This window comes from Aidingimonas halophila, assembly GCF_900106955.1.
GTDB lineage: Bacteria > Pseudomonadota > Gammaproteobacteria > Pseudomonadales > Halomonadaceae > Aidingimonas > Aidingimonas halophila.
In genome coordinates this window covers 405,503-431,235 of record NZ_FNNI01000002.1, presented here as the reverse complement: position 1 = coordinate 431,235, position 25,733 = coordinate 405,503, and the positions used below count along the sequence as shown (strand labels likewise).

The 25,733-nt window shown below is 58.5% G+C and carries 19 protein-coding genes; 15 read left to right on the top strand and 4 right to left on the bottom strand.

What is annotated here, in order from left to right:
• Window positions 1-7: 7 nt before the first annotated feature.
• Both BLW01_RS05345 and BLW01_RS05340 read right to left on the bottom strand, forming a co-directional pair.
• On the bottom strand, window positions 8-763 hold the full coding sequence (locus tag BLW01_RS05345) for a DUF481 domain-containing protein (protein WP_229806388.1): 756 nt from the start codon (window positions 761-763) through the stop codon (window positions 8-10).
• Between the two features lie 103 nt (window positions 764-866).
• Complete coding sequence (locus tag BLW01_RS05340; protein ID WP_092568448.1) at window positions 867-3,395, bottom strand: penicillin-binding protein 1A; 2,529 nt, start codon at window positions 3,393-3,395, stop codon at window positions 867-869.
• Between the two features lie 242 nt (window positions 3,396-3,637).
• Here BLW01_RS05340 and pilM point away from each other — a divergent pair, with 242 nt between their 5' ends.
• From pilM to eno, 12 genes are all read left to right on the top strand, one after another.
• Window positions 3,638-4,690 (top strand): type IV pilus assembly protein PilM, encoded by a 1,053-nt coding sequence (gene pilM / locus BLW01_RS05335; RefSeq protein ID WP_175529777.1) that lies wholly within the window; start codon window positions 3,638-3,640, stop codon window positions 4,688-4,690.
• Entirely contained in the window at window positions 4,687-5,244 is a 558-nt protein-coding gene (locus tag BLW01_RS05330) for a PilN domain-containing protein (RefSeq protein WP_092568446.1), read from the top strand. The genes pilM and BLW01_RS05330 overlap by 4 nt, the downstream gene beginning before the upstream one ends.
• Window positions 5,228-5,866, top strand: coding sequence for a type IV pilus inner membrane component PilO (locus BLW01_RS05325; RefSeq protein WP_092568445.1), 639 nt, complete (start codon window positions 5,228-5,230; stop codon window positions 5,864-5,866). The genes BLW01_RS05330 and BLW01_RS05325 overlap by 17 nt, the downstream gene beginning before the upstream one ends.
• Window positions 5,863-6,405, top strand: coding sequence for a pilus assembly protein PilP (locus BLW01_RS05320; RefSeq protein WP_175529776.1), 543 nt, complete (start codon window positions 5,863-5,865; stop codon window positions 6,403-6,405). Before BLW01_RS05325 ends, BLW01_RS05320 begins: the two co-directional genes overlap by 4 nt.
• Window positions 6,402-7,802: a type IV pilus secretin PilQ gene (locus BLW01_RS05315; RefSeq protein ID WP_092568443.1), complete on the top strand. Its 1,401-nt coding sequence runs from the start codon at window positions 6,402-6,404 to the stop codon at window positions 7,800-7,802. The genes BLW01_RS05320 and BLW01_RS05315 overlap by 4 nt, the downstream gene beginning before the upstream one ends.
• Entirely contained in the window at window positions 7,802-8,344 is a 543-nt protein-coding gene (aroK, locus tag BLW01_RS18640) for a shikimate kinase AroK (protein ID WP_092568442.1), read from the top strand. Before BLW01_RS05315 ends, aroK begins: the two co-directional genes overlap by 1 nt.
• Before the next feature lie 39 nt (window positions 8,345-8,383).
• Window positions 8,384-9,487 carry a 3-dehydroquinate synthase gene (gene aroB / locus BLW01_RS05305; protein ID WP_229806387.1) on the top strand — a complete coding sequence of 368 codons (1,104 nt, stop codon included), beginning with the start codon at window positions 8,384-8,386 and terminating at the stop codon, window positions 9,485-9,487.
• 369 nt (window positions 9,488-9,856) lie between these two features.
• Window positions 9,857-14,308, top strand: a complete 4,452-nt coding sequence (gltB, locus tag BLW01_RS05300; RefSeq protein WP_092568440.1) for a glutamate synthase large subunit — start codon at window positions 9,857-9,859, stop codon at window positions 14,306-14,308.
• A gap of 17 nt (window positions 14,309-14,325) precedes the next feature.
• Window positions 14,326-15,744 carry an FAD-dependent oxidoreductase gene (locus tag BLW01_RS05295; RefSeq protein WP_092568439.1) on the top strand — a complete coding sequence of 473 codons (1,419 nt, stop codon included), beginning with the start codon at window positions 14,326-14,328 and terminating at the stop codon, window positions 15,742-15,744.
• Between the two features lie 179 nt (window positions 15,745-15,923).
• Window positions 15,924-17,579, top strand: a complete 1,656-nt coding sequence (locus BLW01_RS05290) for a CTP synthase (protein ID WP_092568438.1) — start codon at window positions 15,924-15,926, stop codon at window positions 17,577-17,579.
• Between the two features lie 27 nt (window positions 17,580-17,606).
• Window positions 17,607-18,455 carry a 3-deoxy-8-phosphooctulonate synthase gene (gene kdsA / locus BLW01_RS05285; protein ID WP_092568437.1) on the top strand — a complete coding sequence of 283 codons (849 nt, stop codon included), beginning with the start codon at window positions 17,607-17,609 and terminating at the stop codon, window positions 18,453-18,455.
• Between the two features lie 63 nt (window positions 18,456-18,518).
• Complete coding sequence (eno, locus tag BLW01_RS05280) at window positions 18,519-19,811, top strand: phosphopyruvate hydratase (RefSeq protein ID WP_092568436.1); 1,293 nt, start codon at window positions 18,519-18,521, stop codon at window positions 19,809-19,811.
• Window positions 19,812-20,279: 468 nt separating this feature from the next.
• On the opposite strand, the gene fdxA is transcribed toward eno, so the two are convergent.
• Both fdxA and mutS read right to left on the bottom strand, forming a co-directional pair.
• Window positions 20,280-20,606: a ferredoxin FdxA gene (fdxA, locus tag BLW01_RS05275; RefSeq protein WP_092568435.1), complete on the bottom strand. Its 327-nt coding sequence runs from the start codon at window positions 20,604-20,606 to the stop codon at window positions 20,280-20,282.
• A gap of 214 nt (window positions 20,607-20,820) precedes the next feature.
• Window positions 20,821-23,403: a DNA mismatch repair protein MutS gene (gene mutS / locus BLW01_RS05270; RefSeq protein WP_092568434.1), complete on the bottom strand. Its 2,583-nt coding sequence runs from the start codon at window positions 23,401-23,403 to the stop codon at window positions 20,821-20,823.
• 137 nt (window positions 23,404-23,540) lie between these two features.
• On the opposite strand from mutS, the gene BLW01_RS05265 reads away from it, so the two are divergent.
• The 3 genes from BLW01_RS05265 to BLW01_RS05255 all read left to right on the top strand — a co-directional run bounded on the left by BLW01_RS05265 (window position 23,541) and on the right by BLW01_RS05255 (window position 25,733).
• Entirely contained in the window at window positions 23,541-24,056 is a 516-nt protein-coding gene (locus BLW01_RS05265) for a CinA family protein (RefSeq protein ID WP_092568433.1), read from the top strand.
• An 89-nt stretch (window positions 24,057-24,145) separates the two neighbouring features.
• The gene (gene recA, locus BLW01_RS05260; protein WP_092568432.1) at window positions 24,146-25,216 is read left to right on the top strand and encodes a recombinase RecA; all 1,071 of its coding nucleotides are present in this window, start codon (window positions 24,146-24,148) and stop codon (window positions 25,214-25,216) included.
• A gap of 43 nt (window positions 25,217-25,259) precedes the next feature.
• Complete coding sequence (locus BLW01_RS05255) at window positions 25,260-25,733, top strand: regulatory protein RecX (protein WP_092568431.1); 474 nt, start codon at window positions 25,260-25,262, stop codon at window positions 25,731-25,733.

Below are 25,733 nucleotides of genomic sequence, written 5' to 3'. Positions count from 1 at the left end.
ATCTGCATCATTCCCAGCTATACAGAATCGACGCGCTGGTTGTCATGTCTCGTCGCGAATCGGTCTCTTCAGGAGGCTGTGAATTACGCTTGATCTCATGGGATAGGCGTAACGCCAGCCGCGAATTGAGTTTCGCTGTCAGTGCTGATAGCGAGCGCGTGGTGACGTTGTCCTGAGTGCCCTCCATGGAGAACTCCTGTGACAATGACGCCGTTGATGAGAAGTCCCATTCATAATCCAGGGCACCGTAGGCGACCGCCTGGTTTTCGACGCTATGGTTATCCGCGAGGGTGTCGCGCCGATATCCTGGCCCCATTTCCAGGGACAGTTTGTGAGCCTCGTTATCCAGCACTTGACGGCCATACCCGCCGATGGCTGCCAGTTGCTGATCATAGCCACTGAAGCGATCCTTTTCCCACCGAGTGAAGCCGAACAAATAATGGGGGCCGTTGAAATCGTACCGCTCGCGCCAGGCGGCCAGATACTGTTCGGCACTGGTTTCATCATCCCTCGAGACATTGCGGATCTCGCCGCGAAGGCTGTGTGTCCAACGTTCTTTCAGCCAGGTGAGGGTGCCTTTCGAGATCAGCGATTGGCTATTGGTGTTACCTGACAATCGCGTGTATCCCAGCTCGATATCCCCGCTGAAGTGGGGATCCTCTTCATCTGGTGCCGGAGGGGAATAGAACGGATCCGCATGGCTGACGGAAGCGCTGAGCGACAAGAACAGCGTAACAGCCAGACTCACCATCAATAGTGGCATCGAAAAGCTCCATGGGTTGCCAATCGAATGGATGGGCTCCACGCAGGCTATGTGTCATCAGCGATCGCCGGGCGGCAATCCTGCCACCCGACGCGGTCAGTCATCAAAAGATGGCTTCGTACGTTCCGGTACCCTGGGAACCGCTATCGTCTTCGAGTTCACGGTCCATGGTACGTGGTTGGTAGTCAGGTACGTGGTCGGCACGGAACAGTTCCTCGATACCCCCTTGCTGGCCGTCATGCAGCCGCCGTCCCGTTTCCGGATCGATGCGTTCCGTGACGATCGATTCCGGACGTTCCGGAGCGGCTTCGGGCCGGTCTTCCAGGGCGCTGGCCATGAAGTCCATCCAGATGGGAAGAGCGGCCTGGCCGCCATATTCCCCCGTCGTCTCATAGTTGTCCTTGCCGACCCAGACGGTGGCGACGAGGTCGTCGTTGAAACCGGCGAACCACGCATCCCGATAGTCATTGGTAGTGCCGGTCTTTCCGACAATGTCCTCACGGCCCAATTCCATGGCTTTCCGACCGGTGCCGCGCTCGATGACATCGCGTAGCATGTCGCGCAGGATGAATACCGAGGCGGGATCCGCGACTCGTGGTGCTACGGCGTAGGTTTCGCCGTCGATTTCCACTTCGGTATCATCCTCGCTGCAGTCGCGGCAGGCGACCCGGGGAGAAGCTTCGTCTACGACTTCACCATCCTCGCCACCGCGGATGACCCGCTCAATGAACCAGGGAGAGACCTGGAAGCCGCCATTGGCCAGCACGGCATAGGCATTGGTCATTTCCAGGGGAGTCAAGTCGGCGCTTCCCAGAGCGAGTGACAAACCGTTCGGGAGTCGGTCCCCGGCGAAGCCGAACCCTTCCAGGAACTCTCGGGTCTGATCCAGTCCAAGTTGCCGCAACAGACGCACCGTCACCAGGTTACGGGATTGGGCCAGAGCCTCGCGCAGGCGTGTCGGTCCGCGGAATTCACCGCCGGAGTTGACCGGACGCCAGGTGTCGCCGGCATCGGCCATGACGATGGGGGCATCGTTGATGACCGTGGCAGCGGTCATCTCATCACTTTGCAATGCCGCCAGGTAGATGAATGGCTTGAATATCGACCCCGATTGCCGTTTGGCTTGCGTCGCTCGGTTGAATTTGCTGGCCGAGAAGCTGAAGCCGCCTTGCAGGGCGCGAATGGCGCCCGTATCGGGCTCGATGGCGACGATCGAGCCTTCCGCATCGGGGCGTTGTGAAAGCCGCCATTCGTCATCATCATTTTCGAGAATACGTACGAGATCGCCGCGGCTGGCGATATCCGCGGCCGAAGAGGGGACGGCTCCTCGGCTGTTGGCGCTTTGATAGGGGCGTGCCCATTCCAGGCCATCCCAGTTAAGTGTGATCAGCTCGCCATCCCGGTTGAGAACCCGCATTTCCTGCCCTTCGCTTTCCACGACGATAGCGGGTTGAAGCGGTCCGTAACCCGGTGTTCGTTCCAGCACACGCAGCCAGTTGCTGACATCGCCATCGATGCCTTCGATTTCCGTCTCACTGCTCTCAGCGGCCTGCCGGGCGGTTTCCATGACTTCAGGCGATTCCGACAGCTCTTCTTCCAACCCGCTACGTTCGGTCTGTTCCTGGGCCTCGACGAGGCTGGCGGGCAGGTCGGTCTCCTCAGGGCCACGCCAACCGTGACGGGTGTCATAATCGATCAGCCCTTTCGTCAGCGCAGCCTGGGCCTTTGGCTGGAGCTCGCTGTCGAGCGTCGTGTGAATATGATACCCGCTGGTGTAAGCCTCCTCGCCATAGCGTTCGACAGCGAACTGGCGTGCCATCTCCGACATGTAGGGGGCATCGACCTCGACCTGTGCCGAGAACCGGCGTGCCGTCACGGGGGCGGCGACCGCCTCTTGGTAAGTGTCCTGGTCGATATAATCCAGCTCGCGCATCCGGTACAGAATCCAGTTGCGTCGAATCAAGGAGCGCTCCGGATTGGCGAGAGGATTGAATTGAGAGGGGGCTTTCGGTAAACCGGCGATCATCGCCTGTTGGGCTAGCGTCAACTCATCGAGAGGCTTGTCGTAATAGGTCTCGGCCGCCGCGGCAATCCCATAGGCCCGATTGCCGAGGAAGATCTTGTTGACGTAGAGCTCGAATATCTCGCCTTTGTCGAGCACCTGTTCCATCTGCAGGGCGAGCAGGATTTCCCGAATCTTGCGGGTATAGGTGCGATCGAGGTTCAACAAGTAGTTGCGGGCCACCTGCATGGTGATGGTGCTGCCCCCGGACTGTATGTCGCCACCGCTGGCGGCCAGTTCATAGGCCGCCCGGGCCAAACCCTTGGGGTCAACACCGGGGTGATCGAAGTAGCTGCTGTCCTCAGCGGCCAGCAAGGCATTGATCATATCGTCGGGTATGTCGTCGAACTCGACAGGGATACGCCGCTCGTCGCCGTATTCGCCGATAAGCTTGCCATCTCGCGTAAAAATGCGCAGCGGTGTTTGCAGTTCGAAATTCTGCAGCTGACGGACGTCTGGTAGACCGGGAGCGAAATAGAGTGCAGCGCCGACCACGACTAGCAGGCTGGCAGCGCCGAGAGAGAGGGCAAGCCAGACCAGCGGTACGATTAACTTTTTGAACAGCTTCATGAAATAGTATTACCCGTGATGATCGGAAGCATTCGGACGGCGATGAGATGGATGTTCCTTTGAAGCGGCCATTATAGGAATTTGGTTGCGGTCGCACCAGCATTGAAACCAAGACAATGTGTTCGGCGATGAGTTTCTGCGATATCATGTATTTTGTGTTGCTAATATGGTCCGCATCTGGACAGGATGTTCAGCGCTAGGCGAGCGGACGACCGACAAGGATTCGTTGGGAGACAAACCAGGTGTGGTCGAGAAGGTCCGGTCAGGGAACGATCGGGATCGATATCACTTCAACGGCGGTCAGGGCCATTGAACTCAAGCGGACGGCCTCAGGATATCGCGTTCTGGGTCAGGCGGAGCAGCCGTTGCCGGCACAGGCAGTGGTGGAGCGCCGTGTTCAGAATGCGACAGCCGTTGTCGCGTCGATCCGTGCAGCGTTGGGACAGGGCAGTTTCACTTCGCGCCATGCCTGCGTGGCAGTACCCTCGAATGCCGCCATCACCCGGGTCCTTCCGATGCCGGCCTCCTTGCATGAGGATGAAGTCGAAGCACGGATTCCTCTTGAGGTCGGAGACGATTTCCCCTTCCCGTTCCATGATGTCGCCTTCGATTTTCAGCGTTTGCCTACGACAACGGCTGACGATGAGCAGCAGTCCATCCTGCTGGTTGCCTGTCGGCGCCAATACGTAGAACTGTTGTCCGATATCGTCACTCGGGCAGATTTGCACCCTTGCAGAGTCGACCTGGAGACACTTGCCATGGGGCGAGTGTTGTCAGCCTTTCATGCCGGTGACGGCGACCAGGCAGCCGGTGTCGCACTGCTTGATGTCGGTGCTGAGTCCAGTGCCCTGCACGTATTTCAGAATGAGCGCAGTCTTTATAGTCGAGATCTTCCGGTCGGTGGGCAACGACTGATCGATGATGTCTGTAGTCGATATCGGGTGACCCGGGATGAAGCTGTGAGCGCCATGCGTTGCGGGAATCTGCCGTCAGCGTACGAGAGGGAAGTGCTGGTCCCCTTCGTCGAGACATTGGGCCAACAGGTCGGGCATTCCCTGCAGCTCTTCGGTACGACGGGACAGCAGGAAGACGTCGGTGAATTGATCCTGGCCGGTAGCGGAAGTTTGATTCCTGGACTTCAGGAGCGACTGACGGCACATGGCCGTCTGAAGGTGGCGGCAGCCGACCCATTTGGCGCCCTGGCGGTCGCCGGTGCGGATGTCAATCAGGGGGTGATGGCCACAGCGCCTGCCTGGGTTACCGCTTGCGGGCTGGCGATGAGGTCGGAGCGGTGAGTATTGAAATCAACTTGTTGCCCTGGCGTGAGCAGCTGCGGCGTCGACGTGCCCGACGTTTTTACCGTACGTTGGTGATGTCCGTATGCCTGACTGCCACCGTGTGTGGAGGAATGGCGATTCATTACCGCCAGGCAGTCTCGGCCCAGGAAAGGCGCAACCTGCTCATTGAGGCTCGTATTCAACGGCTTGGCCGCGACATGCCCTCGATCGACGCATTGAAAACCGACCGCCAGCGGATACAGGCGGAGGTGGATGCCCTCACCCATTTACAGTTTCGCCGTCCGCGCAGTGTGCGTGTGATGAACCAGCTGGTCATGACGCTTCAGGAAGGGGTCCATTACCGTCATGTCTCGCGCCGGGGTCAGACGCTGCATATCGTCGGTCTGGCCCGGGACAATGCGCGCGTGTCAGAACAGTTGAGTGCGCTGGGAATGTCACCGGCGTTCGATTCGCCTGTCCTGACTGAAGTCGAGTCAGACATCGATGGACAGCGACGTTTCGAACTCAAAATGAATCAGGCCATGAGAACGTTCCATGAACCTGAGTCGTGAGTGGCGAGCTTTTCGCGATGTGGACTGGCGTGATCTGGACCTCAAGGAGGCAGGACGCTGGCCCGGCATGCTTCACTTGTTGTGCTGTTTCGTGTCGGTGGTGCTGGTCATGGTGGTGATGGGGTGGTATCTGGTGCTGCCGACCAGACAGGCCTGGCTGGATGCCCAGCAGCGCGAGGAGTCGTTGCTGCTCGACTATCGGCAGGAAATTGCCAAGGCCGCCATGGTGCCCGGTCTGCGGAACCGAATTGCTGAGCTCGAGGCGCGCAGTGAGACGTTGAAGGCCATGCTGCCTGATGAGGAGGAAATTCCGGCGGTCGTGGATGCTATCAACGATATTGCGCGGGATAACCAGCTTGCCGTCGATTTCATTCGCCTCCGAGCCCCGGTTCGGGAGCCATTTTATACGGAATCCGGGTTCGATATTCAGGTGAGGGGTGACTATCACCGCATAGCTGCCTTCCTGTCGGGGGTGGCGAACATGTCCTTTCTGGTGACACAGCACGATTTTACATTGGCGCCAGTCGACAGCGGTTCGAACGAGTTGCGTCTATCGATGTTGGTACGCACTTATAGCGATCGATGGGATACGGATGTGAAGGCTTCTCGGGGAGAGCGATGATGCGTTGGCCTGAGGTCGCGATTTGGGGAGTGCTGGCATCGCTTGCCGGGTGTGTCGACCCCGATCTGAGTGGCCTTGAACGACGATTGGCTGCCCAGGCCTCCTCTACCGGTTCGTCGCAGAGTGTCCCGAGCTATGTGCCGGTCTATCCCCGTTTCGCTTATCACCATGGTGATAAGCGGAGTCCTTTTCTTGCCAAGGCTCGCGATCCGCAGGCTGACATCATGGATAGCCAGTCTGAAAGGGCCGAGCAGCAAAGATCCAGGGTGTCGCTAGCAGCCTTCAAGCTGGAGGATTTGGCCCTGGTTGGCACCCTTGCCGTTGGAGAGCGGTACTCGGCCTTGATCCGTGACCCCCGAGGGCGTGTTCACTTGGTGCAGCCGGGCGCCTATCTGGGAGACAGTGCTAGTGAGGTCGTAGCGATAGACGCTACCCGCATGACGATTGCCGAAAAGAGACCTGACGGGCAGGGAGGCTGGGCTCGACATATCAGTCGTCTGTCACTCGATGATGACACGGGGAATGGAACAAGCGAATGATGCAAGGGAGGAAGGGGGTGCGTATTGTGGCCGTCCTGTTGGCAGTGGGGCTGTCGCCGACAGGGTTCTGGATATCGCCAGGCATCGCCGCTGAGGCGGCGGGATTCCGTCCGGATGGGCATGATGGGTCGGGTGTCGAACCTGCATATGGTAGCGAGCCGTTATCCCTGAACTTTCGGTCAATCGATGTTCGGGAAGCACTGGCGGTCCTTGCCGAATATACCGGTTTGAATCTTGTGGTCAGTGACAGTGTGCAAGGAGAGGTCACTCTGAGTCTGGTGGATGTCCCCTGGAATCAGGCACTGGGTCTGATACTTCAGAGCCAGGGACTGGACAGCCGGCAGGAGGGTAATGTCCTGCTTGTTGCACCGGCCGGGGAATTCGCTGATCAGCGACGCGACGTACTTGATGCGCAAAATGAAGAGGAAGCGCTGCTCCCGTTGGAAACCGCCTATCTGGCCGTGCGCTATGCTAAAGCGGAAACGTTGGCCGAGATGCTACGCGGCAGTGACGGGCCTGGGTGGCTATCTGAGCGTGGACATGTCAGTGCCGATGGGCGTACCAATACCCTGCTTCTCCAGGATATCCCCGAACGGATCGAGCGAGTTCTCGAGGCCGTGAAAAGGCTCGATATCGCCGTTCGCCAGGTGCAGATCGAGGCACGTATCGTCATTGCCCGTGATAGTGTCACCAAGGAGTTGGGCGTCAACTGGTCGGCGTCGAGTACGGGGGGATTTCAGCAAGCTGACGACAGGACGGGCTTCGGTGCTCGTGAAAGCAATCCGCAGGGGCTCGATCGTGCCATGGGGGGATTACAGGTGGATCTTGGCAATCCGGCCCAGGCCATGACCGGATTGAGTTTCGGTTACCTCTCGGGTGATGTATTGCTCGATCTGGAACTTCGGGCGCTCGAAAGTGAAGGCAAGAGCCAGACCATTTCGCAGCCGCGTGTCATCACGGCGAACCAGCGTCAAGCAGTGATCAAGCAAGGCACCGAGATCCCTTATCAGGAGGCCACATCCAGTGGTGCAACCAGCACGGACTTCAAGGAAGCGGTGCTGTCACTGGAAGTCACACCGCAAATCACTCCCGACGACCGTATCATCATGGACTTGGCGATCAATAACGATACGGTGTCCGACCGCAGTGTCGATGGGGCTCTGGCCATTGATACCAGCCAGATCGAAACGCAGGTTCTGGTCGGTGACGGAGAGACGGTGGTATTGGGAGGTATCCTCTCCAGCGAACAGATGAGCAGCCTGCTCAAGACCCCCTTGCTGGGTGACCTGCCGCTGCTGGGTCAACTATTTCGCTATACCCAAGACGCCAGTGAACAGGTAGAGTTATTGGTATTCATTACCCCTCGAATCATCGATGACAATATGGCCGTTCGCTAATGCAGGATCTTCCCAATCTGTTTCTGGTGGGCCCTATGGGGGCCGGAAAGAGCACGATCGGCCGTCTTTTGGCGGCCGAGCTGTCTCGTGAGTTCTACGACAGTGATCACGAGATTCAGCGTCGTTGTGGCGCAGATATTCCCTGGATTTTCGATGTCGAAGGTGAGGCCGGGTTTCGCGAACGTGAGCAGCAGATGATCGAAGAACTGACGGGCAAGGAGGCTGTCGTGTTGGCGACGGGTGGCGGTGCTGTCCTGCGTGAGGCCAATCGACGGATGCTGCGGGAACGGGGAACGGTCATCTACCTTTACACGACCGTCGAACAACAGTTGCGCCGGACTGCCAAGGATCGCAATCGTCCCCTGCTCCAGAATGGCAACCCTGAAGAGATCTTGCGCACCATGTTCACCAAACGTGATCCGCTGTATCGCGCCACGTCCGACCTCGTGGTGCGTACCGACCGGCGAGGTCCACGGTCTGTGGCCAACGAGATCGTCCGCCGCATCAAACGCTTGGTCGATCCATTGAAGTGCAATGCCTGATATCCGTCTACGTCGGCCCTAACCATGCAAGAGAGTGTCATGCCCCCCAGCCAAGCACCCCGTACCTTGACCGTCGAGCTCGGTGAGCGCAGTTATCCCATTCATGTCGGCCCCGGCCTTCTCGGTGATTCCCGGTGGATCCAGCCCTATCTCGCCGGGCGTCAGGTCATGGTGGTCACCAATGAGACCATTGCCCCGCTGTATCTCGATCGCTTCAAGCAAGGCCTGCCGTCTGACCTCGACGTTCGAGAAGTCGTCTTGCCTGATGGCGAGCACACCAAGACGCTGGAATCGGTTGCCTGCATCTGGGATGCGTTGTTGGCGGCGGGCTTCAATCGCAGGTGTACGCTGGTCGCGCTGGGCGGCGGTGTCATCGGTGATATGGTCGGCTATGCTGCCGCTTCCTATCAGCGTGGCGTGGCATTCATCCAGGTGCCAACGACGCTGTTGTCGCAGGTCGACTCATCCGTGGGCGGCAAGACCGGCGTCAATCATCCTCGCGGCAAGAACATGATTGGCGCGTTCTGGCAACCAAGGGCCGTTCTCGTCGATACCGATACGTTGTCCTCTCTTCCATCACGTGAGCTATCGGCAGGCCTGGCCGAAGTGATCAAGTACGGGCTGATTCGCGATGTCGGCTTTCTGGAGTGGCTGGAAGCACGGATGACCTCGCTTCGGGAGTTACAGACTGACGCCCTGCGTGAGGCCATTCTGCGCAGCTGCGCGATCAAGGCAGAAGTGGTCGCGGCAGATGAGACCGAACAGGGTGTACGCGCCTTGCTCAATCTCGGTCATACCTTTGGCCATGCCATCGAGGCTCATCAGGGCTACGGCGCCTGGTTGCACGGCGAAGCGGTCGGTGTCGGCATGGCGATGGCGGCCGAGATGTCGCGCCGGCTCGACTGGCTGGCGCCATCGGACGTGTCGCGTATCCGTGCCGTCATCGATGCGGCCGGGCTGCCTCTTTCGGCACCGGCATCCATGACGTCAGACGATTTCCTCGCGGTGATGCGCCTCGACAAGAAGAATATCGATTCACGTATCCGTCTGGTGCTCCTTCAGACGGTCGGCTGTGCCTATGTCGAGGAAGCTGTACCGAATGCGTCACTCGAAGGCTTGCTGGTCGATTATCCCCGAATCTGATCCTGTAGCCCGCATGGGAAGGGTCTTGTGAACCGTAATCCGCATGTCTCATGCATGATTGGCATGAGGGCGCGGTGCGGTTGCCGGTTCACGATTATATCGTTATTCCCAAACTGTATCGTTAACTCAAGCTGCTGATATATATCGCAAATTTGTCGTGTTTTACGAAAAAACGGTGTTTTTTCACTAACTTGGGTGGGGTTTTGCGAGCCGAGGAATTGCGTGTAGGGATAGGCGTCGCTATGCTGTACGGCCTTTTCTCGCGCCAGAAAGACGCATTTTTTTGAATAAAAATATGAAAAATAACCTTTCAATATAGCATTTGTTTTCCTCGGAAACAATATACAGATTCCTGGTTGAGGCACGCCCATGAAACGAGGTTTACACCAGCCCGGCGAGTACCGTGACAACTGCGGCTTTGGCCTGATTGCCCATATGGAAGGCCAGGCAAGCCACGAACTGCTCAAGACGGCCATCGAGTCACTGACCTGTATGACACATCGCGGCGGTATCGCCGCCGATGGTAAAACAGGTGATGGGTGTGGCTTGTTGCTGAAGATGCCTACGGGCTTCATGCGTGCCGTCGCACAGGAAAGCCTGGGCGTGGAATTGGGCGATGGCTTCGCTGTTGGCTCCATCTTCCTGCCCGACGATGATGCCCGTGAACGTCGGGCACGCGACGTGCTGGAGTCGGAGTTGCAAGCGCGAGGATTGTCGGTGCGTGGATGGCGCAATGTGCCGACGAACGCTAGCGTGTGCGGGCCCATGGCCAAGGAGTGTCTACCACGCATCCGCCAACTCTTCGTCGAAGCGGACGATGACCGTCTTGACGCCAAGCTCACCGTCGACCTGTTCATGGCGCGCCGGCGTGCTGAAGAGCAACTACGCGATGAGGAAGACTTCTACGTTTGTTCGCTGTCGACACGTGTGGTGTCTTACAAGGGCTTGATGATGCCCGTCGACCTCCCGACCTTTTACCCGGATCTGGGTGATGAGCGTCTGGAAACATCGATCTGTGTCTTCCATCAGCGTTTCTCGACCAATACGGCTCCACGTTGGCCGCTTGCCCAGCCGTTTCGCTTCCTGGCCCACAATGGCGAGATCAATACGATCGAGGCCAATCGTGGCTGGGCCAATTCGCGTAAGGAAAATTTCGTCAACGAGCTGCTGCCCGACATCACCGAGCTCGACGAGATCGTCAATACGACGGGATCCGACTCTTCGAGCATGGATAACATGCTTGAAGTGTTGATGGCCGGTGGCATGGATATCTATAACGCCATCCGCATGATGGTTCCGCCGGCGTGGCAGAACGTCGAAACCATGGATGGCGAACTGCGTGCCTTCTATGAATACAACTCCATGCACATGGAGCCCTGGGACGGTCCGGCGGGCATGGTCATGACCGATGGCCGCAATGCCGTCTGCATGCTCGACCGTAATGGCTTGCGGCCGGCACGTTGGGTGGTGACTCGTAACGGTTTCATTACCCTGGCTTCGGAGATCGGCACCTATGATTATCAGCCGGAAGATGTCGTCGCCAAGGGGCGCGTTGGTCCGGGGCAGGTTCTGGGGATCGATACGGAAACCGGTGAGTTGCTGCATACCCAGGACATCGACAACCGGCTCAAATCGGCCTATCCCTACAAGCGCTGGTTGAAAGACCAGGCGCAATACCTGGAATCGGCTCTGACCGAGCTGGCGCGTTTCCAGCCGCTCGACGCTCGCGAGTTGAACGTCTATCAGAAGATGTTTCAGGTCAGTTTCGAGGAGCGCGATCAGTTGCTGCGGCCGCTGGCCGAGAGCGGGCAGGAAGCCGTGGGGTCGATGGGGGATGATACCCCGATGGCCGTGTTGTCGCGCCATGACCGTTTGTTGACGGACTATTTTCGACAGAAATTCGCTCAGGTGACCAATCCCGCTATCGATCCGTTGCGCGAATCGATAGTGATGTCACTCGAGACTTGCTGTGGCGCCGAACTCAACGTCTTCGAGGCGACCCCGGAGCATGCCCACCGCCTGATTCTGACGACGCCGATCCTGTCGCCGCGTAAATTCACCGCACTGGTCACCCAGGATGATCCCGCTTTCGCCAGCCACAGGTTGTCGCTGGCTTATGACCCGCAGGAAATGGGACTGAAACAGGCGATCCTGGCGTTGTGCCAGCAAGCCGAACAGGCTGCCAGGAACGGCAAGGTGATTCTGGTGCTGTCCGATGCGCAACTGGAGAAAGGGCAGCTGCCGATTCATGCTGTCCTGGCGGTTGGTGCAATTCACCATCACCTGGGGCGCCTGGCGCTGCGGCCTCGGGTCAACCTGGTGGTCGAGACCGGCTATGCCCGTGACGCTCATCAGATGGCGGTTCTGTTCGGGGTTGGTGCCACGGCGGTCTATCCGTGGCTGGCCTACCAGGTCATGGCTGACCTGCATCGCACCGGTGAGTTGGCAGGTAGCCCGGCCGATACCCGCGAAAACTATCGCAAGGGCCTCCAGAAGGGATTGTTCAAGATCCTCTCCAAGATGGGGATATCGACGCTGGCTTCCTACCGTGGCTCACAATTGTTCGAGGCGGTGGGTCTCTCATCCGACGTGATGGATCTGTGTTTCGCCGGCATGGCGTCGCGCATCGAAGGAGCCGGTTTCAGTGAACTGCAGATGCAGCAGGAATTGCTGGCCCGCGATGCCTGGATACCGCGTAAGGGCATCGCCCAGGGCGGGTTGACCAAGTTCGTGCATAACCATGAATACCATGCTTACAACCCGGATGTGGTAATGGCCTTGCAGGAAGCTGTCCAGCAGGGCAGTTATCCCAAGTGGAAGAGGTTTGCCGAATTGGTCAACGAACGGCCAGTGGCAACCATTCGTGACCTGCTCGAGCTCAAGGCTGCATCCGAGCCATTGCCTCTTGAGGAAATCGAGCCGGTCGAAGAATTATTACTGCGTTTCGACAGTGCCGGCATGAGTCTCGGTGCGTTATCGCCGGAAGCCCATGAGGCATTGGCCCAGGCGATGAATGAAACCGGCGGACGCTCCAACTCTGGCGAGGGCGGGGAGGACCCGGCACGTTACGGCACCATTCGAAGCTCCAAGATCAAGCAGATCGCTTCGGGACGCTTCGGCGTCACACCCGCTTACCTGGTCAATGCCGAGGTATTGCAGATCAAGGTCGCCCAGGGGGCCAAGCCAGGCGAAGGCGGCCAGTTGCCGGGTGGCAAGGTCAATGAGCTGATTGCCCGGCTGCGCTACTCGGTGCCGGGCGTGACATTGATCTCTCCGCCTCCGCACCACGATATCTATTCGATCGAAGATCTGGCGCAGTTGATCTTCGACCTCAAGCAGGTCAATCCCGACGCTCAGGTATCAGTGAAACTGGTCTCCGAGCCGGGTATCGGCACCATCGCTACCGGTGTGGCCAAGGCCTATGCGGACCTGATTACCGTCTCCGGCTACGATGGCGGCACCGCGGCGAGCCCCATTACCTCCATCAAGCATGCCGGTAGTCCCTGGGAACTGGGCTTGCCCGAGGTGCACCAGGCGTTGCGTATCAACGGGCTTCGCGACAAGATCCGCCTGCAGACCGATGGCGGCCTGAAGACCGGGCTGGATGTGGTCAAAGCCGCCATTCTGGGGGCCGAGAGCTTCGGTTTCGGTACTGCACCGATGGTGGCGCTGGGCTGCAAGTACCTGCGCATCTGCCATCTCAATAACTGTGCAACCGGTGTGGCCACTCAGCACCAATACCTTCGTGATGAACACTTCCGTGGCACCGTGGATATGGTCAAGAACTATTTCCGTTTCATCGCCGAGGAAGTGCGTGAGTTGATGGCGATGCTGGGTGTCAGGAAACTCACTGACCTCATCGGGCGTACCGATCTGCTCGAAATGATCGAGGGGCAAACGCCTTCACAGCGTAATCTGGACATGACGGCGCTGCTGGAGAACGATTTCGTGCCGGCCGACGCACCTCAGTTCTGCCAGGTCGATCGCAATGTGCCGCATGACCCGGGGAGCAAGAACAAGGAAGTCCTGGATACCCTGTTACCGGCAATCGAAGCCAAGTCGGGGGGGGAGTTCTCGTTTGAGATCACCAACTGCGACCGTTCGGTCGCTGCGCTCAGCTCCGGGGCCATCGCCAAGCGCTACGGAGAAGAAGGGCTCGAGGCTGCGCCGATCACCGTGCGTTTCAAGGGAGTGGCCGGACAGAGCTTTGGGGTCTGGAACGCACGTGGGCTGAATCTCTATCTGGAAGGCGATGCCAACGATTACGTCGGCAAAGGCATGAACGGCGGGCGTATCGTGATCGTACCGCCGCCTGAAAGCACCTTTGAAAGCCACAAGACCGCGATTATCGGTAATACCTGTCTTTATGGGGCCACTGGCGGCAAGCTGTTTGCCGCCGGCCAGGCCGGGGAACGTTTCGGCGTGCGCAATTCAGGCGTCCACGCCGTGATCGAAGGGGCCGGTGATCATTGTTGTGAGTACATGACCGGGGGGCTGGTCTGTGTGCTCGGTGAAACCGGTGTCAACTTCGGGGCCGGTATGACGGGCGGTTTCGCCTATGTCATCGATGAGGATCGAACCTTCGTCGACAAGTACAACCACGAATTGGTGGAGATCCAGCGTATCAACACCGAGACCATGGAGGCTTATCGTCGCCATCTGCGGGAGGTCATCGAGGAGTATGTCGCTGAGACAGGATCCAAGCGTGGGCAGGCCATTCTCGATGACTTCAGTGCTTACATTCGCCACTTCTGGCTGGTGAAGCCCAAGGCAGCGAGTTTGAATAGCTTGTTGGCCGAATCCCGTCGGCGGCCCGAGTAAGCGGAGGAGACGCAACCATGGCAAGTCAGCTGAACAACGATTTTCAGTTCATCGATGTGGGACGTCAGGACCCGCAGAAGAAAGCCGCGCGCACCCGGTCCAAGGAGTTTGCCGAGATTTATGAGCCTTACAAGCCGCAGGAAGCGGCCGGTCAGGCGCATCGCTGTCTGCACTGTGGTAACCCGTACTGCGAATGGAAGTGCCCGGTGCATAACTACATCCCCAATTGGCTGAAGTTGGTCAGTGAGGGCAACATACTGGAGGCGGCCGAGCTGTCGCATCGTACCAATTCCTTGCCTGAGGTATGTGGCCGGGTCTGCCCTCAGGATCGGCTCTGTGAAGGTGACTGTACTCTCAACGATGGTTTCGGTGCGGTCACGATCGGCTCGGTGGAGAAGTACATCACCGATACCGCGTTCGCCCTGGGTTGGCGCCCTGATATGTCCGGTGTGGAGTGGACCGACAAGCGGGTTGCCGTGATCGGCGCCGGACCCGCTGGACTTGGCTGTGCCGATATCCTGGTCCGCAATGGCGTCACGCCGGTGGTCTTTGATCGCTACCCGGAAATCGGCGGTTTGCTGACCTTCGGGATCCCCGAATTCAAGCTCGAGAAACATGTCATGGAACGTCGCCGTGCGGTGTTCGAGGAGATGGGCGTAGAGTTTCGACTCGATACCGAAATTGGCAAGGACGTCGGTATTGAAGCGCTGCTCGAGGAATACGATGCCGTCTTCATGGGCATGGGAACGTACAAATACATGCAGGGAGGATTCCCTGGTGAAGACCTTCCTGGTGTGCACAAGGCGCTTGATTACCTGGTGGCCAACGTCAATCATTGCCTGGGATTCGAGAAGGATCCTGCCGATTATGTCTCGTTGGAGGGCCAGCGCGTTGTGGTACTGGGTGGTGGTGATACCGCCATGGATTGCAACCGCACGGCGATTCGTCAGTCTGCTGTCAGCGTCACCTGTGCCTATCGTCGTGATGAAGAGAACATGCCGGGCTCCAAGCGCGAGGTGGCCAACGCCCGTGAAGAAGGTGTCGAGTTCCTGTTCAATCGTCAGCCGGTCGCCGTGATTGGTGACGACAAGGTTGAAGGGGTCAAGCTGGTCAGAACTCGTCTGGGTGAACCGGACGAAAATGGCCGCCAGCGACCGGAAGTCGTGCCAGGTTCCGAGGAGATCCTGGCGGCTGACGCGGTGATCATCGCGTTCGGTTTCCAGCCTACCGATATCGAATGGCTGGAGCCCAATCGCATCATGACGGACGACCGGGGGCGTATCCAGGCATCCGAGTATGGCACTTTTGCCTTTCAGACCAGCAATGAAAAGATCTTTGCGGGTGGGGATATGGTGCGTGGTTCCGACTTGGTGGTCACGGCGGTTTATGAAGGCCGACAAGCCGGCGAAGGTATCCTCGACTACCTTGGGGTATAAGGGCATAAGCTGGTGGTTACAGGCTACGAGTCAGGTGTGGCGTATTGTTGCAGCAATGCGTCCTCCTTTTCGTGGTCGTTAGCCCGAAATTGAGCCGTTAGGCCGAATCTGCTACTCTGTCGTCCCATCCTGGTGCGGTTTCCTGCTGCGCCCATAGCTCACGTTTCGACAGGTTTTCCATGACGCGATATATCTTCGTGACCGGCGGTGTTGTGTCCTCCCTCGGCAAGGGCATTGCGTCGGCATCACTGGCGGCAATTCTCGAGGCACGCGGCCTGAAGGTCACCATGCTCAAGCTGGATCCCTACATCAATGTGGATCCCGGCACCATGAGCCCCTTCCAGCACGGTGAGGTGTTCGTGACCGAGGATGGGGCCGAAACCGATCTCGACCTGGGGCACTACGAGCGCTTCATCCGCACCAAGATGACCCAGGGCAATAACTTCACCACCGGCCGTGTCTACGAAAATGTCCTGCGCAAGGAGCGTCGTGGCGATTACCTGGGGGGGACGGTACAGGTGATTCCCCATGTCACCGATGAAATCAAGCAGCGAATCTATGAAGGCGGCAAAGGGTTCGATGTTGCCCTGGTGGAGATCGGTGGCACTGTCGGCGATATCGAGTCATTGCCGTTTCTCGAATCGATACGCCAGATTCGCAGTGAGGTCGGTGCCAGCCAGGCGATCTTCATGCATCTGACCCTGGTGCCCTATATCAAGACGGCCGGAGAGACCAAGACCAAGCCGACGCAGCATAGCGTCAAGGAACTACGCTCGATCGGTATCCAGCCGGATATTCTCATCTGTCGTAGCGAAGTTGAATTGGAAGAAAGTGAACGGCGCAAGATCGCGCTGTTCACCAATGTGGAAGAGCGTGCCGTAGTACCGCTTCAGGATGCTGACAGCATCTATCGGATTCCTCTGATGCTCAGTGAGCATGGACTGGATGAATTCGTGTGCGACAAGCTGCGTCTGGATGCTGCCGAGGCGGACTTGTCCGAATGGATTCGGGTACTGGATGCCAAGCTCAATCCTCTCAAGTCGGTCAACATTGCCATGGTCGGCAAGTACATGGAATTGCTCGACGCCTACAAGTCGCTGAATGAAGCGTTGGTCCATGCCGGGATTCAGGGGCGTGTCAAGGTCAACGTCGATTACATCGATTCCGAAGATATCGAGCGCCACGGCATCGAGCGGTTGGCGGGAAAGGATGCCATCCTGGTGCCCGGAGGGTTCGGCGAGCGTGGTGTCGAGGGCAAGATCGCGACGGCGCAATTCGCGCGCGAGAATCACATCCCTTATCTAGGGATCTGCCTGGGGATGCAAGTGGCGGTGATCGAGTTTGCCCGCCATGTAGCCGGCTGGGCCGACGCCAACTCCACGGAGTTCACGCATGACACGCAGCATCCGGTGGTCGGCCTGATTACCGAGTGGCTCAGTCCCGAGGGCAAGATCGAGCTCCGTGACGAAGCATCCGATCTGGGGGGAACCATGCGACTGGGAGGGCAGGTCTGCCACCTTCTCAAGGACAGCAGAGCGTTCGAGGCTTATGGTACCGATGAGGTCGTCGAGCGCCATCGTCACCGCTATGAAGTCAACAATCAGTTCATCGAGGGGCTCGAAGAGGCTGGTCTGGTCGTATCGGGACGCAGTCTCGATCAGTCCTTGGTGGAAATGATCGAGTTGCCTGATCATCCATGGTTCGTGGCATGCCAGTTCCACCCGGAATTCACATCGACGCCCAGGGACGGCCATCCGCTGTTCACCGGCTTTGTGAATGCTGCCCTGACCAAGAAGCAGGAGCGAGCTCGACAGCAAGGTCAACATCAAGGCTGAAAGGCGCCGGTAAGGCGAGGAGACTGGATGACGACACAGCACACGATCGAATTTGCCGGCCTGAAAGCCGGCAATTCGCTACCTTTCATGCTGCTTGGCGGTATGAATGTACTGGAATCCCGCGAGCTGGCTTTTGAAGTGGCTGATGCCTACAGTGATGTCACGACACGGCTCGGTATTCCCTATGTCTTCAAAGCCAGCTATGACAAGGCCAATCGCAGCTCGGTGCATTCCTTCCGTGGCCCCGGGATGGAGGAGGGGCTCAGGATTCTGTCCGACATCAAGTCGCGTTTCGGTGTCCCGGTAATTACCGATGTCCATGAACCATGGCAGGCGGCACCGGCGGCTGAAGTCGCCGATATCATCCAACTGCCAGCCTTTCTGGCGCGTCAGACCGACCTGGTCGTTGCGATGGCCGAGACCGGAGCGGTGATCAATATCAAGAAACCGCAATTTCTGGCTCCGCACGAAATGCACCATATCATCGGCAAATGCGAAGAAGTCGGCAACCGTCGGCTCATCCTTTGCGAGCGCGGCACGAGCTTTGGTTACAATAACCTGATCGTGGATATGCTGGGCTTTGGTGAAATGAAACAGACCGGTTACCCGCTGTTTTTTGATGTCACGCACTCACTGCAGCGCCCTGGCGGCCGCTCCGACAGTGCCGATGGGCGGCGTGCGCAAGTCGCGGAATTGGCACGTGCGGGGATGGCCGTAGGATTGGCCGGCCTGTTCCTGGAATCACATCCGGATCCGGATAATGCCAAATGCGATGGCCCTTGTGCCTTGCCTTTGGACCAACTCGAGCCATTTCTGGCTCAACTCAAGGCCCTGGACGATCTGACCAAGGGCTTTCCAGCGCTTGAGATTTCCTGAGCGGAGCCGTGAACGACCGACTCGTATTCGATCAACGCTGACCGACGAAAGGATCAAACCATCATGACCAAGATTGTTGATGTTAGCGCCCTCGAGGTGCTCGATTCCCGCGGCAATCCGACCGTCCAGGCAGAAGTGACGCTCGAGAGCGGCGCCAAGGGGGTTGCCTGTGCGCCCAGTGGTGCATCCACGGGCTCCCGTGAGGCCCTGGAACTACGTGACGGGGACAAAAACCGGTATTTGGGCAAGGGAGTTCTCAAAGCGGTAAACGCGGTGAATGATGCGATCCGTGACCGTCTGCTGGGCATGGATGCACGCGATCAGCGCCAGCTCGACAATGCCATGCTTGAACTCGATGGGAGCGACAACAAGGCCAATCTGGGCGCCAACGCTATCCTCGCTGTCTCACTTGCGGCAGCCAAAGCGGCCGCGAATGCACAGGGACATGACCTATATACCCATATCGCCGGGCTATTCGGACGTCAGGGACAGTACATCATGCCGGTGCCCATGATGAATATCCTCAATGGCGGAGAACATGCCGACAACAATGTCGATATCCAGGAATTCATGATCCAGCCCGTCGGCGCGCCGAATTTCCGTGAAGCCTTGCGCATGGGGGCCGAGACATTTCATGCGCTCAAGAAAGTGCTCGCCGCACGTGGTCTGTCCACGGCTGTAGGGGATGAAGGGGGATTCGCTCCCAATCTGGGGTCCAATGCCGAAGCGCTCGATGTCATCAAGCAGGCGGTCGAGAATGCCGGTTATCAGTTGGGCAAGGACATTACCCTCGCATTGGACTGCGCCTCCTCCGAGTTCTATAAGAACGGGCAATACGACCTGGCCGGTGAGGGAAAGACGTATGACGCGAATGGATTCGTCGACTATCTGGCCGAGCTGTGCGATCAGTACCCGATTGTCTCGATTGAGGATGGCATGGACGAATCCGATTGGGTCGGTTGGAAAGCACTGACCGACAAGCTGGGCGACCGTGTCCAGCTGGTCGGGGATGATCTGTTCGTGACCAATACCCGGATTCTCAAACGGGGCATCGACGAGCGTATCGGTAACTCGATCCTGATCAAGTTCAATCAGATCGGTTCGCTGTCGGAAACGCTGGATGCTGTGAAAATGGCGCAGGATGCCGGATTCACGGCGGTGATCTCCCACCGCAGTGGTGAAACGGAGGATACGACGATCGCCGATCTTGCTGTTGCGACGAATGCGGGACAGATCAAGACCGGTTCGCTGTGTCGTAGTGATCGTGTCGCCAAGTACAATCGGTTGCTGGTGATCGAGCAGGCGCTGGGTACTCAGGCCAGTTATCCGGGGCTCAAGGCGGTCAAGGGACAATGAGCCATTGAGGTGATATCGGTTATCGCCTTGTGATCGGCCTGCCGGTGTAAGCGATTTCCTAAGGTTTTGTAGGAAATCGCTTACATATCGCCGAAGAATTTGACGATAGTGGTTAAAAAATGATCAATTCGTCCATGTATTAAATAATGCAACTCCTTGAAATTAAAGAACTCATGCTTAGAGTTCAAGCCTCTGATTCCTTGCGGCTTCAATTTCTGACCACCTTGAGAACTTCTCTTCAGCTGCCAAAATGAACCCGGGATGTGGAAAAGCGAGGAGCGCTTTTCCGGCAGGATGCCAACGGGATGCTAGTCGTGGTGCGCCGAGTGTGACAGGAGGTCGCCTCTCGGCAGGGAAGTCACCAAAGGAATCGAGCCAAGGGAGTGGCTCAAAGGAGTAGCTGGGAGCGGGCGACCTTCGGGTCGCCTTTTTTTGCTGATGGCCCACGATCATGGGCCATCAGCATGTTCATTCTCGTTCGAGATACTCCAGCTTGCCCGGTTTGCCATCCCACTCTTCCGCATCTTCCGGAGGGTCCTTCTTCTCGGCGATGTTCGGCCATGTCTCAGCCAGTTCGGCATTCAGTTCCAGAAACTGTTTCTGATCGTCGGGCAGCTCATCTTCTGAGTAGATGGCCTCGGCGGGACATTCCGGTTCACAAAGGGCACAGTCGATGCACTCGTCGGGATGAATGACCAGGAAATTGGGCCCTTCATAGAAGCAGTCCACCGGGCAAACTTCGACGCAGTCGGTGTACTTGCATTTGATGCAGTTCTCGGTGACGACGAATGTCATGGAATCTCCTAGGTCATGGCCGCTGAAGGTCGTAGCCACGGGTCGGTACATGTTATAAGCGGCTCATCTATTATAAGACGCCATTCTAATGGCGGTTTATTTTAGTCGCCTCCCTCATACCCGACAAGACACGCCCGTCTGCACAGGCAGAACGTTTGGGCATGAGCTCATGTCGTCGGGCAAATATCGGTAATAACATCGATACGGTGCGTTGTCATAGACTGTCTCGCCACTCGTATAGCATGTTCAGTGCCTGACGGGGCGTCAGATCGTCCAACTCAAGGGAGGCGAGCGCTTCGATCAACGGGTGGGGTGCCGTCGCGAACAGGTCAGCCTGTTGTGGATGCGGCGTCTTGTCGTTGGATATCGTCGAGTTGTGACGATGCCCCTGGTCGATCTCCTGCTGTTCCAGATTGGCAAGCTTCTCGCGTGCCCGACTGATCACCTCCTGTGGCACCCCCGCCAGTTGGGCAACCTGCAGCCCGTAGCTCTGGCTTGCCGGCCCTTCTTCGACACGGTGCATGAACACGATACCGTCCTTGTGTTCGGCAGCAGTCAGATGCACGTTGGCAACGCCGTCGATCTGATCCGCCAGGGCGGTCATTTCGAAATAGTGGGTCGCGAACAAAGTGAAGGCACGTGTTCGGGTCAGGTGTTCGGCGCTGGCCCAGGCCAGCGACAATCCGTCGAATGTGCTGGTACCTCGACCGATCTCATCCATCAACACCAGGCTGTGGTCGGTGGCGTTATGCAGGATACTGGCGGTTTCGGTCATTTCGACCATGAAGGTCGATCGACCACCGGCCAGGTCGTCGCTGGAACCGATGCGGGTGAAGATGCGATCCACCGGGCCGATATCGGCACTGTCGGCCGGAACGAAGGCGCCGGTATGGGCCAGTAGGGTGATCAGGGCCACCTGACGCATGTAGGTCGATTTCCCTCCCATGTTGGGGCCGGTAATCATCAACATGCGTCGTGAGTCACCGAGGTCGAGGTCATTGGGTACGAACGGCGTATCGCTGACCTGTTCAACGACCGGATGACGACCGTTATGAATGTGGATGCCTGGTGCTTCACTCAAGCGAGGACGGGTAAAATCCAGTGCCTGTGCCCGCTCGGCGAATGTCGTCAGGACATCCAGGGCCGACAACGCCCGGCTACTGGCCTGTAGTGCATCGAGATCGGCATTGAGCGTTTCGAGCAGCGATTCGTAGAGTTGCTTTTCACGTGCCAATGCCCGTGATTTGGCCGACAGCGCCTTGTCCTCGAACTCCTTGAGCTCGGGAATGATGAAGCGCTCCGCATTCTTTAGCGTCTGGCGACGAATATAGTCGGCCGGCGCCTCGCGGGCCTGGGCCCGGGGGATCTCGATGTAATAGCCGTGAACTCGGTTGTAGCCGACCTTGAGGCCGGACAGGCCGGTGCGCTCGCGCTCGCGAATCTCCAGGTTGACCAGGTAGTCGCCGGCATGCTCGGCGAGGCCGCGATATTCATCGAGCTCTGCATCGAACCCCTCGGCGATGACGCCGCCGTCGCGGATCACGACAGGTGGCTCGTCGACCAGGGCTCGGTCGAGGGTGTCGGCCAACTCCGGATAGGGACGGATGTGGTGTTTCAGGTCATCCAGTGCCGATCCCTCCTCGAAATGTGCCAGTGACGACCGGAGTTCAGGCAGTGTATTGAGGGCCTCGCGAAGGCGGGCCAAGTCGCGTGGACGAGCGCTGCGCAAGGCGACGCGTGCAAGAATGCGCTCGATGTCGCCGACCTGTTTGAGCGAATCGCGCAGGCTGTCGTACCCGTCGTCATCGAGCAGTTGCTGGATGGCCGCCTGGCGAGCACTGACCTGGGTGTGGTCTCGTAAGGGACGATTCAGCCAGCGTTTGAGCAGGCGCGATCCCATCGCCGTCGACGTGGTATCGAGTACGCTGGCCAGCGTGTTGTCGGTGCTGCCGCTGAGGTTGGTGTCGATTTCCAGGTTGCGTCGGCTGGCCGCATCGATGATGACAGCGTCGTCGCGACTTTCGACACCGATCGCCGTGACGTGGGGCAAGCGTGAGCGTTGGGTGTCGCGGGCATAATCGATCAGTACCCCGGCGGCCGTCAGGGCGGTCTCCAGGTGTGTACAGCCAAAGCCACGCAGGTCGGCAACCTCTAGTTGATCGCATAGAATGCGTGTCGCCGATGCCGGATCGAATAGCCAGTCGCTCTGTCGGCGTAAGCCGCGACGCTCGGACAGGGCGCCGGGCAGGGAGGCGCTGTCGGCTGCCAACAGTTCCGCCGGATCCAGCCGCTGCACTTCAGCCAACATTTCCGTATCCCCCTCGACCTCCAGCACATTGAAACGGCCGCTGGACAGCTCCAGCCAGGCCAGCCCCCAGCGTTGGCCAGCATGATAGAGTGCTAACAGAAGATTGTCGCGACGGGCGTCCAGCAGGGCTTCATCATGCAGGGTGCCGGGCGTGACGATGCGAACGACCTGGCGCTCCACCGGGCCCTTGGCGGTGTTGGGGTCGCCCATCTGCTCGCAGATGGCCACCGATTCACCGGACTTCACCAATCTTGCCAGGTAGCTCTCTGCGCTATGATAGGGCACGCCGGCCATGGGAATTGGCTGGCCGGCCGACTGACCTCGCTGGGTCAGCGTGATGTCGAGCAATTCCGCGGCACGCTTGGCATCATCATAGAACAGCTCATAGAAGTCACCCATGCGATAGAAGAGCAGCACGTCCGGGTGTTCGCGCTTGATCTTCAGGTATTGCGTCATCATGGGGGTATGCTGAGGGCTTGCCTGTGACATGGACATCCTTGACAGTAGGTCGCTGAGGCGCTGTTGGCCGCACGATGCGGGAGTCTGCATTTCGTCGACAACGCCGTTATTCTACGCCGATGAGATGCATCCGTCAGGATGTCGGTGGACCAACCAGGGGGCAACGCATGTCCGATGTTGTCGATCAGGCGGTGGACACGACGCCGCTCGCCGAGCGCTTGAGAGATCTTTGTCGCCAGCAACGGGTCAGGATCACGACAGCTGAATCCTGCACTGGAGGTGGCGTGGCCAGTGCCATCACGGAAGTGGCCGGTAGTTCCGACTACTTCGAAACCGGGTATGTGACTTATGCCAACGTCGCCAAGTCTCGATTGCTGGGTGTGCCGACCGAAGTGATCGACTCGCAGGGTGCCGTCAGTCGAGCCGTCGTCGAGGCGATGGTGGTCGGTGCCTGCCGGGAAAGTGGAGCCGATCTCGGCGTGGCCGTCAGCGGTGTGGCCGGCCCCGGTGGTGGTAGCGAGACCAAACCGGTGGGAACGGTATGGTTGGCCTGGGGTGATATCCGGCAGCAGCAAGCCGAGCAATGGCATTTCTCCGGTGATCGCCGTGCCGTGCGGTTACAGTCGGTGCAAGTGGCTCTGCAAGGGCTGATTCGATGGCTGGAAAGTCCGGAAAAAATGTAGAATGAGAGCTAGGCGGCGGACGATTTTTTCGCCATACTACTGTGCAGCCATACAGTACTTTCCCTTTTGACGAGACCAGGAGGCCATGCATGGCAAAGGACGAGAACCGTTCCAAGGCGCTGGACGCCGCCCTCTCCCAAATCGATCGCCAGTTCGGCAAGGGGACAGTGATGCGCCTGGGCGATGCGCCGCGCGTCACGATGCCTTCGGTGTCCACCGGGTCCCTGGGTCTGGATATCGCCTTGGGTATCGGCGGGCTACCGTTCGGTCGGGTCGTGGAGGTCTTTGGTCCCGAGTCGTCGGGTAAGACGACACTGACACTGTCGGTAATTGCCGAGGCACAGAAGCAGGACAAGACCTGTGCCTTCATCGATGCCGAGCACGCGCTCGATCCGAGCTATGCGGAAAAATTGGGCGTCAATCTCGATGATTTGCTGGTGTCTCAACCGGATACCGGTGAACAGGCCCTGGAGATCTGTGACATGCTGGTCCGCTCCGGCGGGGTCGATGTGATCATCATCGACTCGGTGGCCGCCCTGACCCCGCGCGCCGAGATCGAAGGCGAAATGGGGGACTCCCATGTCGGACTGCAGGCACGCTTGATGTCGCAGGCACTGCGCAAGATCACCGGTAACATGAAGAATGCCAATTGCATGGTGGTCTTCATCAACCAGATTCGCATGAAGATCGGTGTCATGTTCGGTAGTCCCGAAACCACCACCGGTGGCAATGCGCTCAAGTTTTATTCCAGCGTGCGTCTCGACATTCGCCGTACCGGCTCGGTGAAGCAGGGGGACGAGGTGATCGGTAACGAGACTCGCGTCAAGGTGGTCAAAAACAAGGTGGCGCCACCGTTCCGTCAGGCCGAGTTCCAGATCCTTTACGGCAAGGGGATTTACCACGCTGGCGAGGTCATCGACCTTGGTGTGCAATGCAAACTGATTGACAAGGCAGGCGCCTGGTACAGCTATCAGGGCAGCAAGATCGGGCAGGGCAAGGCCAATGCCGCACAGTATCTCGAGGACAATCCGGCCATTCTGGCAGAGATCGAGTCCCAGATTCGGGCGCAGTTGCTGGCGCTACCGGAGTCCTCCAAGGAGGAGGCTGGTGAAACCGGTGATACAGTGACTGCCGACGATGAACGCAATGAATTGTTGTGATGTCGTCATCATGAATGCCTGATGGTGTCGCAGGAAGTGAGATATGGTGTCTTCCTCTCAAGATGCGCAGGCGTCATCACCCCGGGATGACGCCATTCGGCTCCTGGCCCGACGTGAATATTCACGGGCGGAGTTGGCCTCGCGACTGGCGGCTAAAGGGCATGCCTCTCAGGCCATTGGGGAATGCCTGGATACCCTGGTCGCTGAAGGCCTGCAATCGGATCGACGTTTCGCTGAACACTTCATTCGTTCACGTATCGCCCGCGGTCAGGGGCCAGTCAAGATTCATGCCGAATTTGGTCAGCGAGGTGTCGAACGTGAATGGATCGACGCGGCTCTGGCCGAAGCTGATGTCGACTGGCGCGAACTGGCGTGTGAAACATTGGCCAAGCGCTTCTCCGGTCCTGGCGAGGGGCCGCGTGACCGGGCCCGGCGCGAACGCTTCCTGGCGGGTCGTGGTTTCGACTTCGAGCAGGTTCGCTACGCACTGGCCCACGCCTGGGATGATGAGCCGTGA

Excerpts from the sequence above, each read along its gene's own strand:
- BLW01_RS05345 (WP_229806388.1), bottom strand. The coding sequence starts at position 763 with ATGCCACTATTGATGGTGAGTCTGGCTGTTACGCTGTTCTTGTCGCTC.
- BLW01_RS05340 (WP_092568448.1), bottom strand. The coding sequence starts at position 3,395 with ATGAAGCTGTTCAAAAAGTTAATCGTACCGCTGGTCTGGCTTGCCCTC.
- BLW01_RS05325 (WP_092568445.1), top strand. The coding sequence starts at position 5,228 with ATGAACCTGAGTCGTGAGTGGCGAGCTTTTCGCGATGTGGACTGGCGT.
- BLW01_RS05320 (WP_175529776.1), top strand. The coding sequence starts at position 5,863 with ATGATGCGTTGGCCTGAGGTCGCGATTTGGGGAGTGCTGGCATCGCTT.
- BLW01_RS05315 (WP_092568443.1), top strand. The coding sequence starts at position 6,402 with ATGATGCAAGGGAGGAAGGGGGTGCGTATTGTGGCCGTCCTGTTGGCA.
- aroK (WP_092568442.1), top strand. The coding sequence starts at position 7,802 with ATGCAGGATCTTCCCAATCTGTTTCTGGTGGGCCCTATGGGGGCCGGA.
- aroB (WP_229806387.1), top strand. The coding sequence starts at position 8,384 with ATGCCCCCCAGCCAAGCACCCCGTACCTTGACCGTCGAGCTCGGTGAG.
- gltB (WP_092568440.1), top strand. The coding sequence starts at position 9,857 with ATGAAACGAGGTTTACACCAGCCCGGCGAGTACCGTGACAACTGCGGC.
- BLW01_RS05295 (WP_092568439.1), top strand. The coding sequence starts at position 14,326 with ATGGCAAGTCAGCTGAACAACGATTTTCAGTTCATCGATGTGGGACGT.
- BLW01_RS05290 (WP_092568438.1), top strand. The coding sequence starts at position 15,924 with ATGACGCGATATATCTTCGTGACCGGCGGTGTTGTGTCCTCCCTCGGC.
- kdsA (WP_092568437.1), top strand. The coding sequence starts at position 17,607 with ATGACGACACAGCACACGATCGAATTTGCCGGCCTGAAAGCCGGCAAT.
- eno (WP_092568436.1), top strand. The coding sequence starts at position 18,519 with ATGACCAAGATTGTTGATGTTAGCGCCCTCGAGGTGCTCGATTCCCGC.
- fdxA (WP_092568435.1), bottom strand. The coding sequence starts at position 20,606 with ATGACATTCGTCGTCACCGAGAACTGCATCAAATGCAAGTACACCGAC.
- mutS (WP_092568434.1), bottom strand. The coding sequence starts at position 23,403 with ATGTCACAGGCAAGCCCTCAGCATACCCCCATGATGACGCAATACCTG.
- BLW01_RS05265 (WP_092568433.1), top strand. The coding sequence starts at position 23,541 with ATGTCCGATGTTGTCGATCAGGCGGTGGACACGACGCCGCTCGCCGAG.
- recA (WP_092568432.1), top strand. The coding sequence starts at position 24,146 with ATGGCAAAGGACGAGAACCGTTCCAAGGCGCTGGACGCCGCCCTCTCC.
- BLW01_RS05255 (WP_092568431.1), top strand. The coding sequence starts at position 25,260 with ATGGTGTCTTCCTCTCAAGATGCGCAGGCGTCATCACCCCGGGATGAC.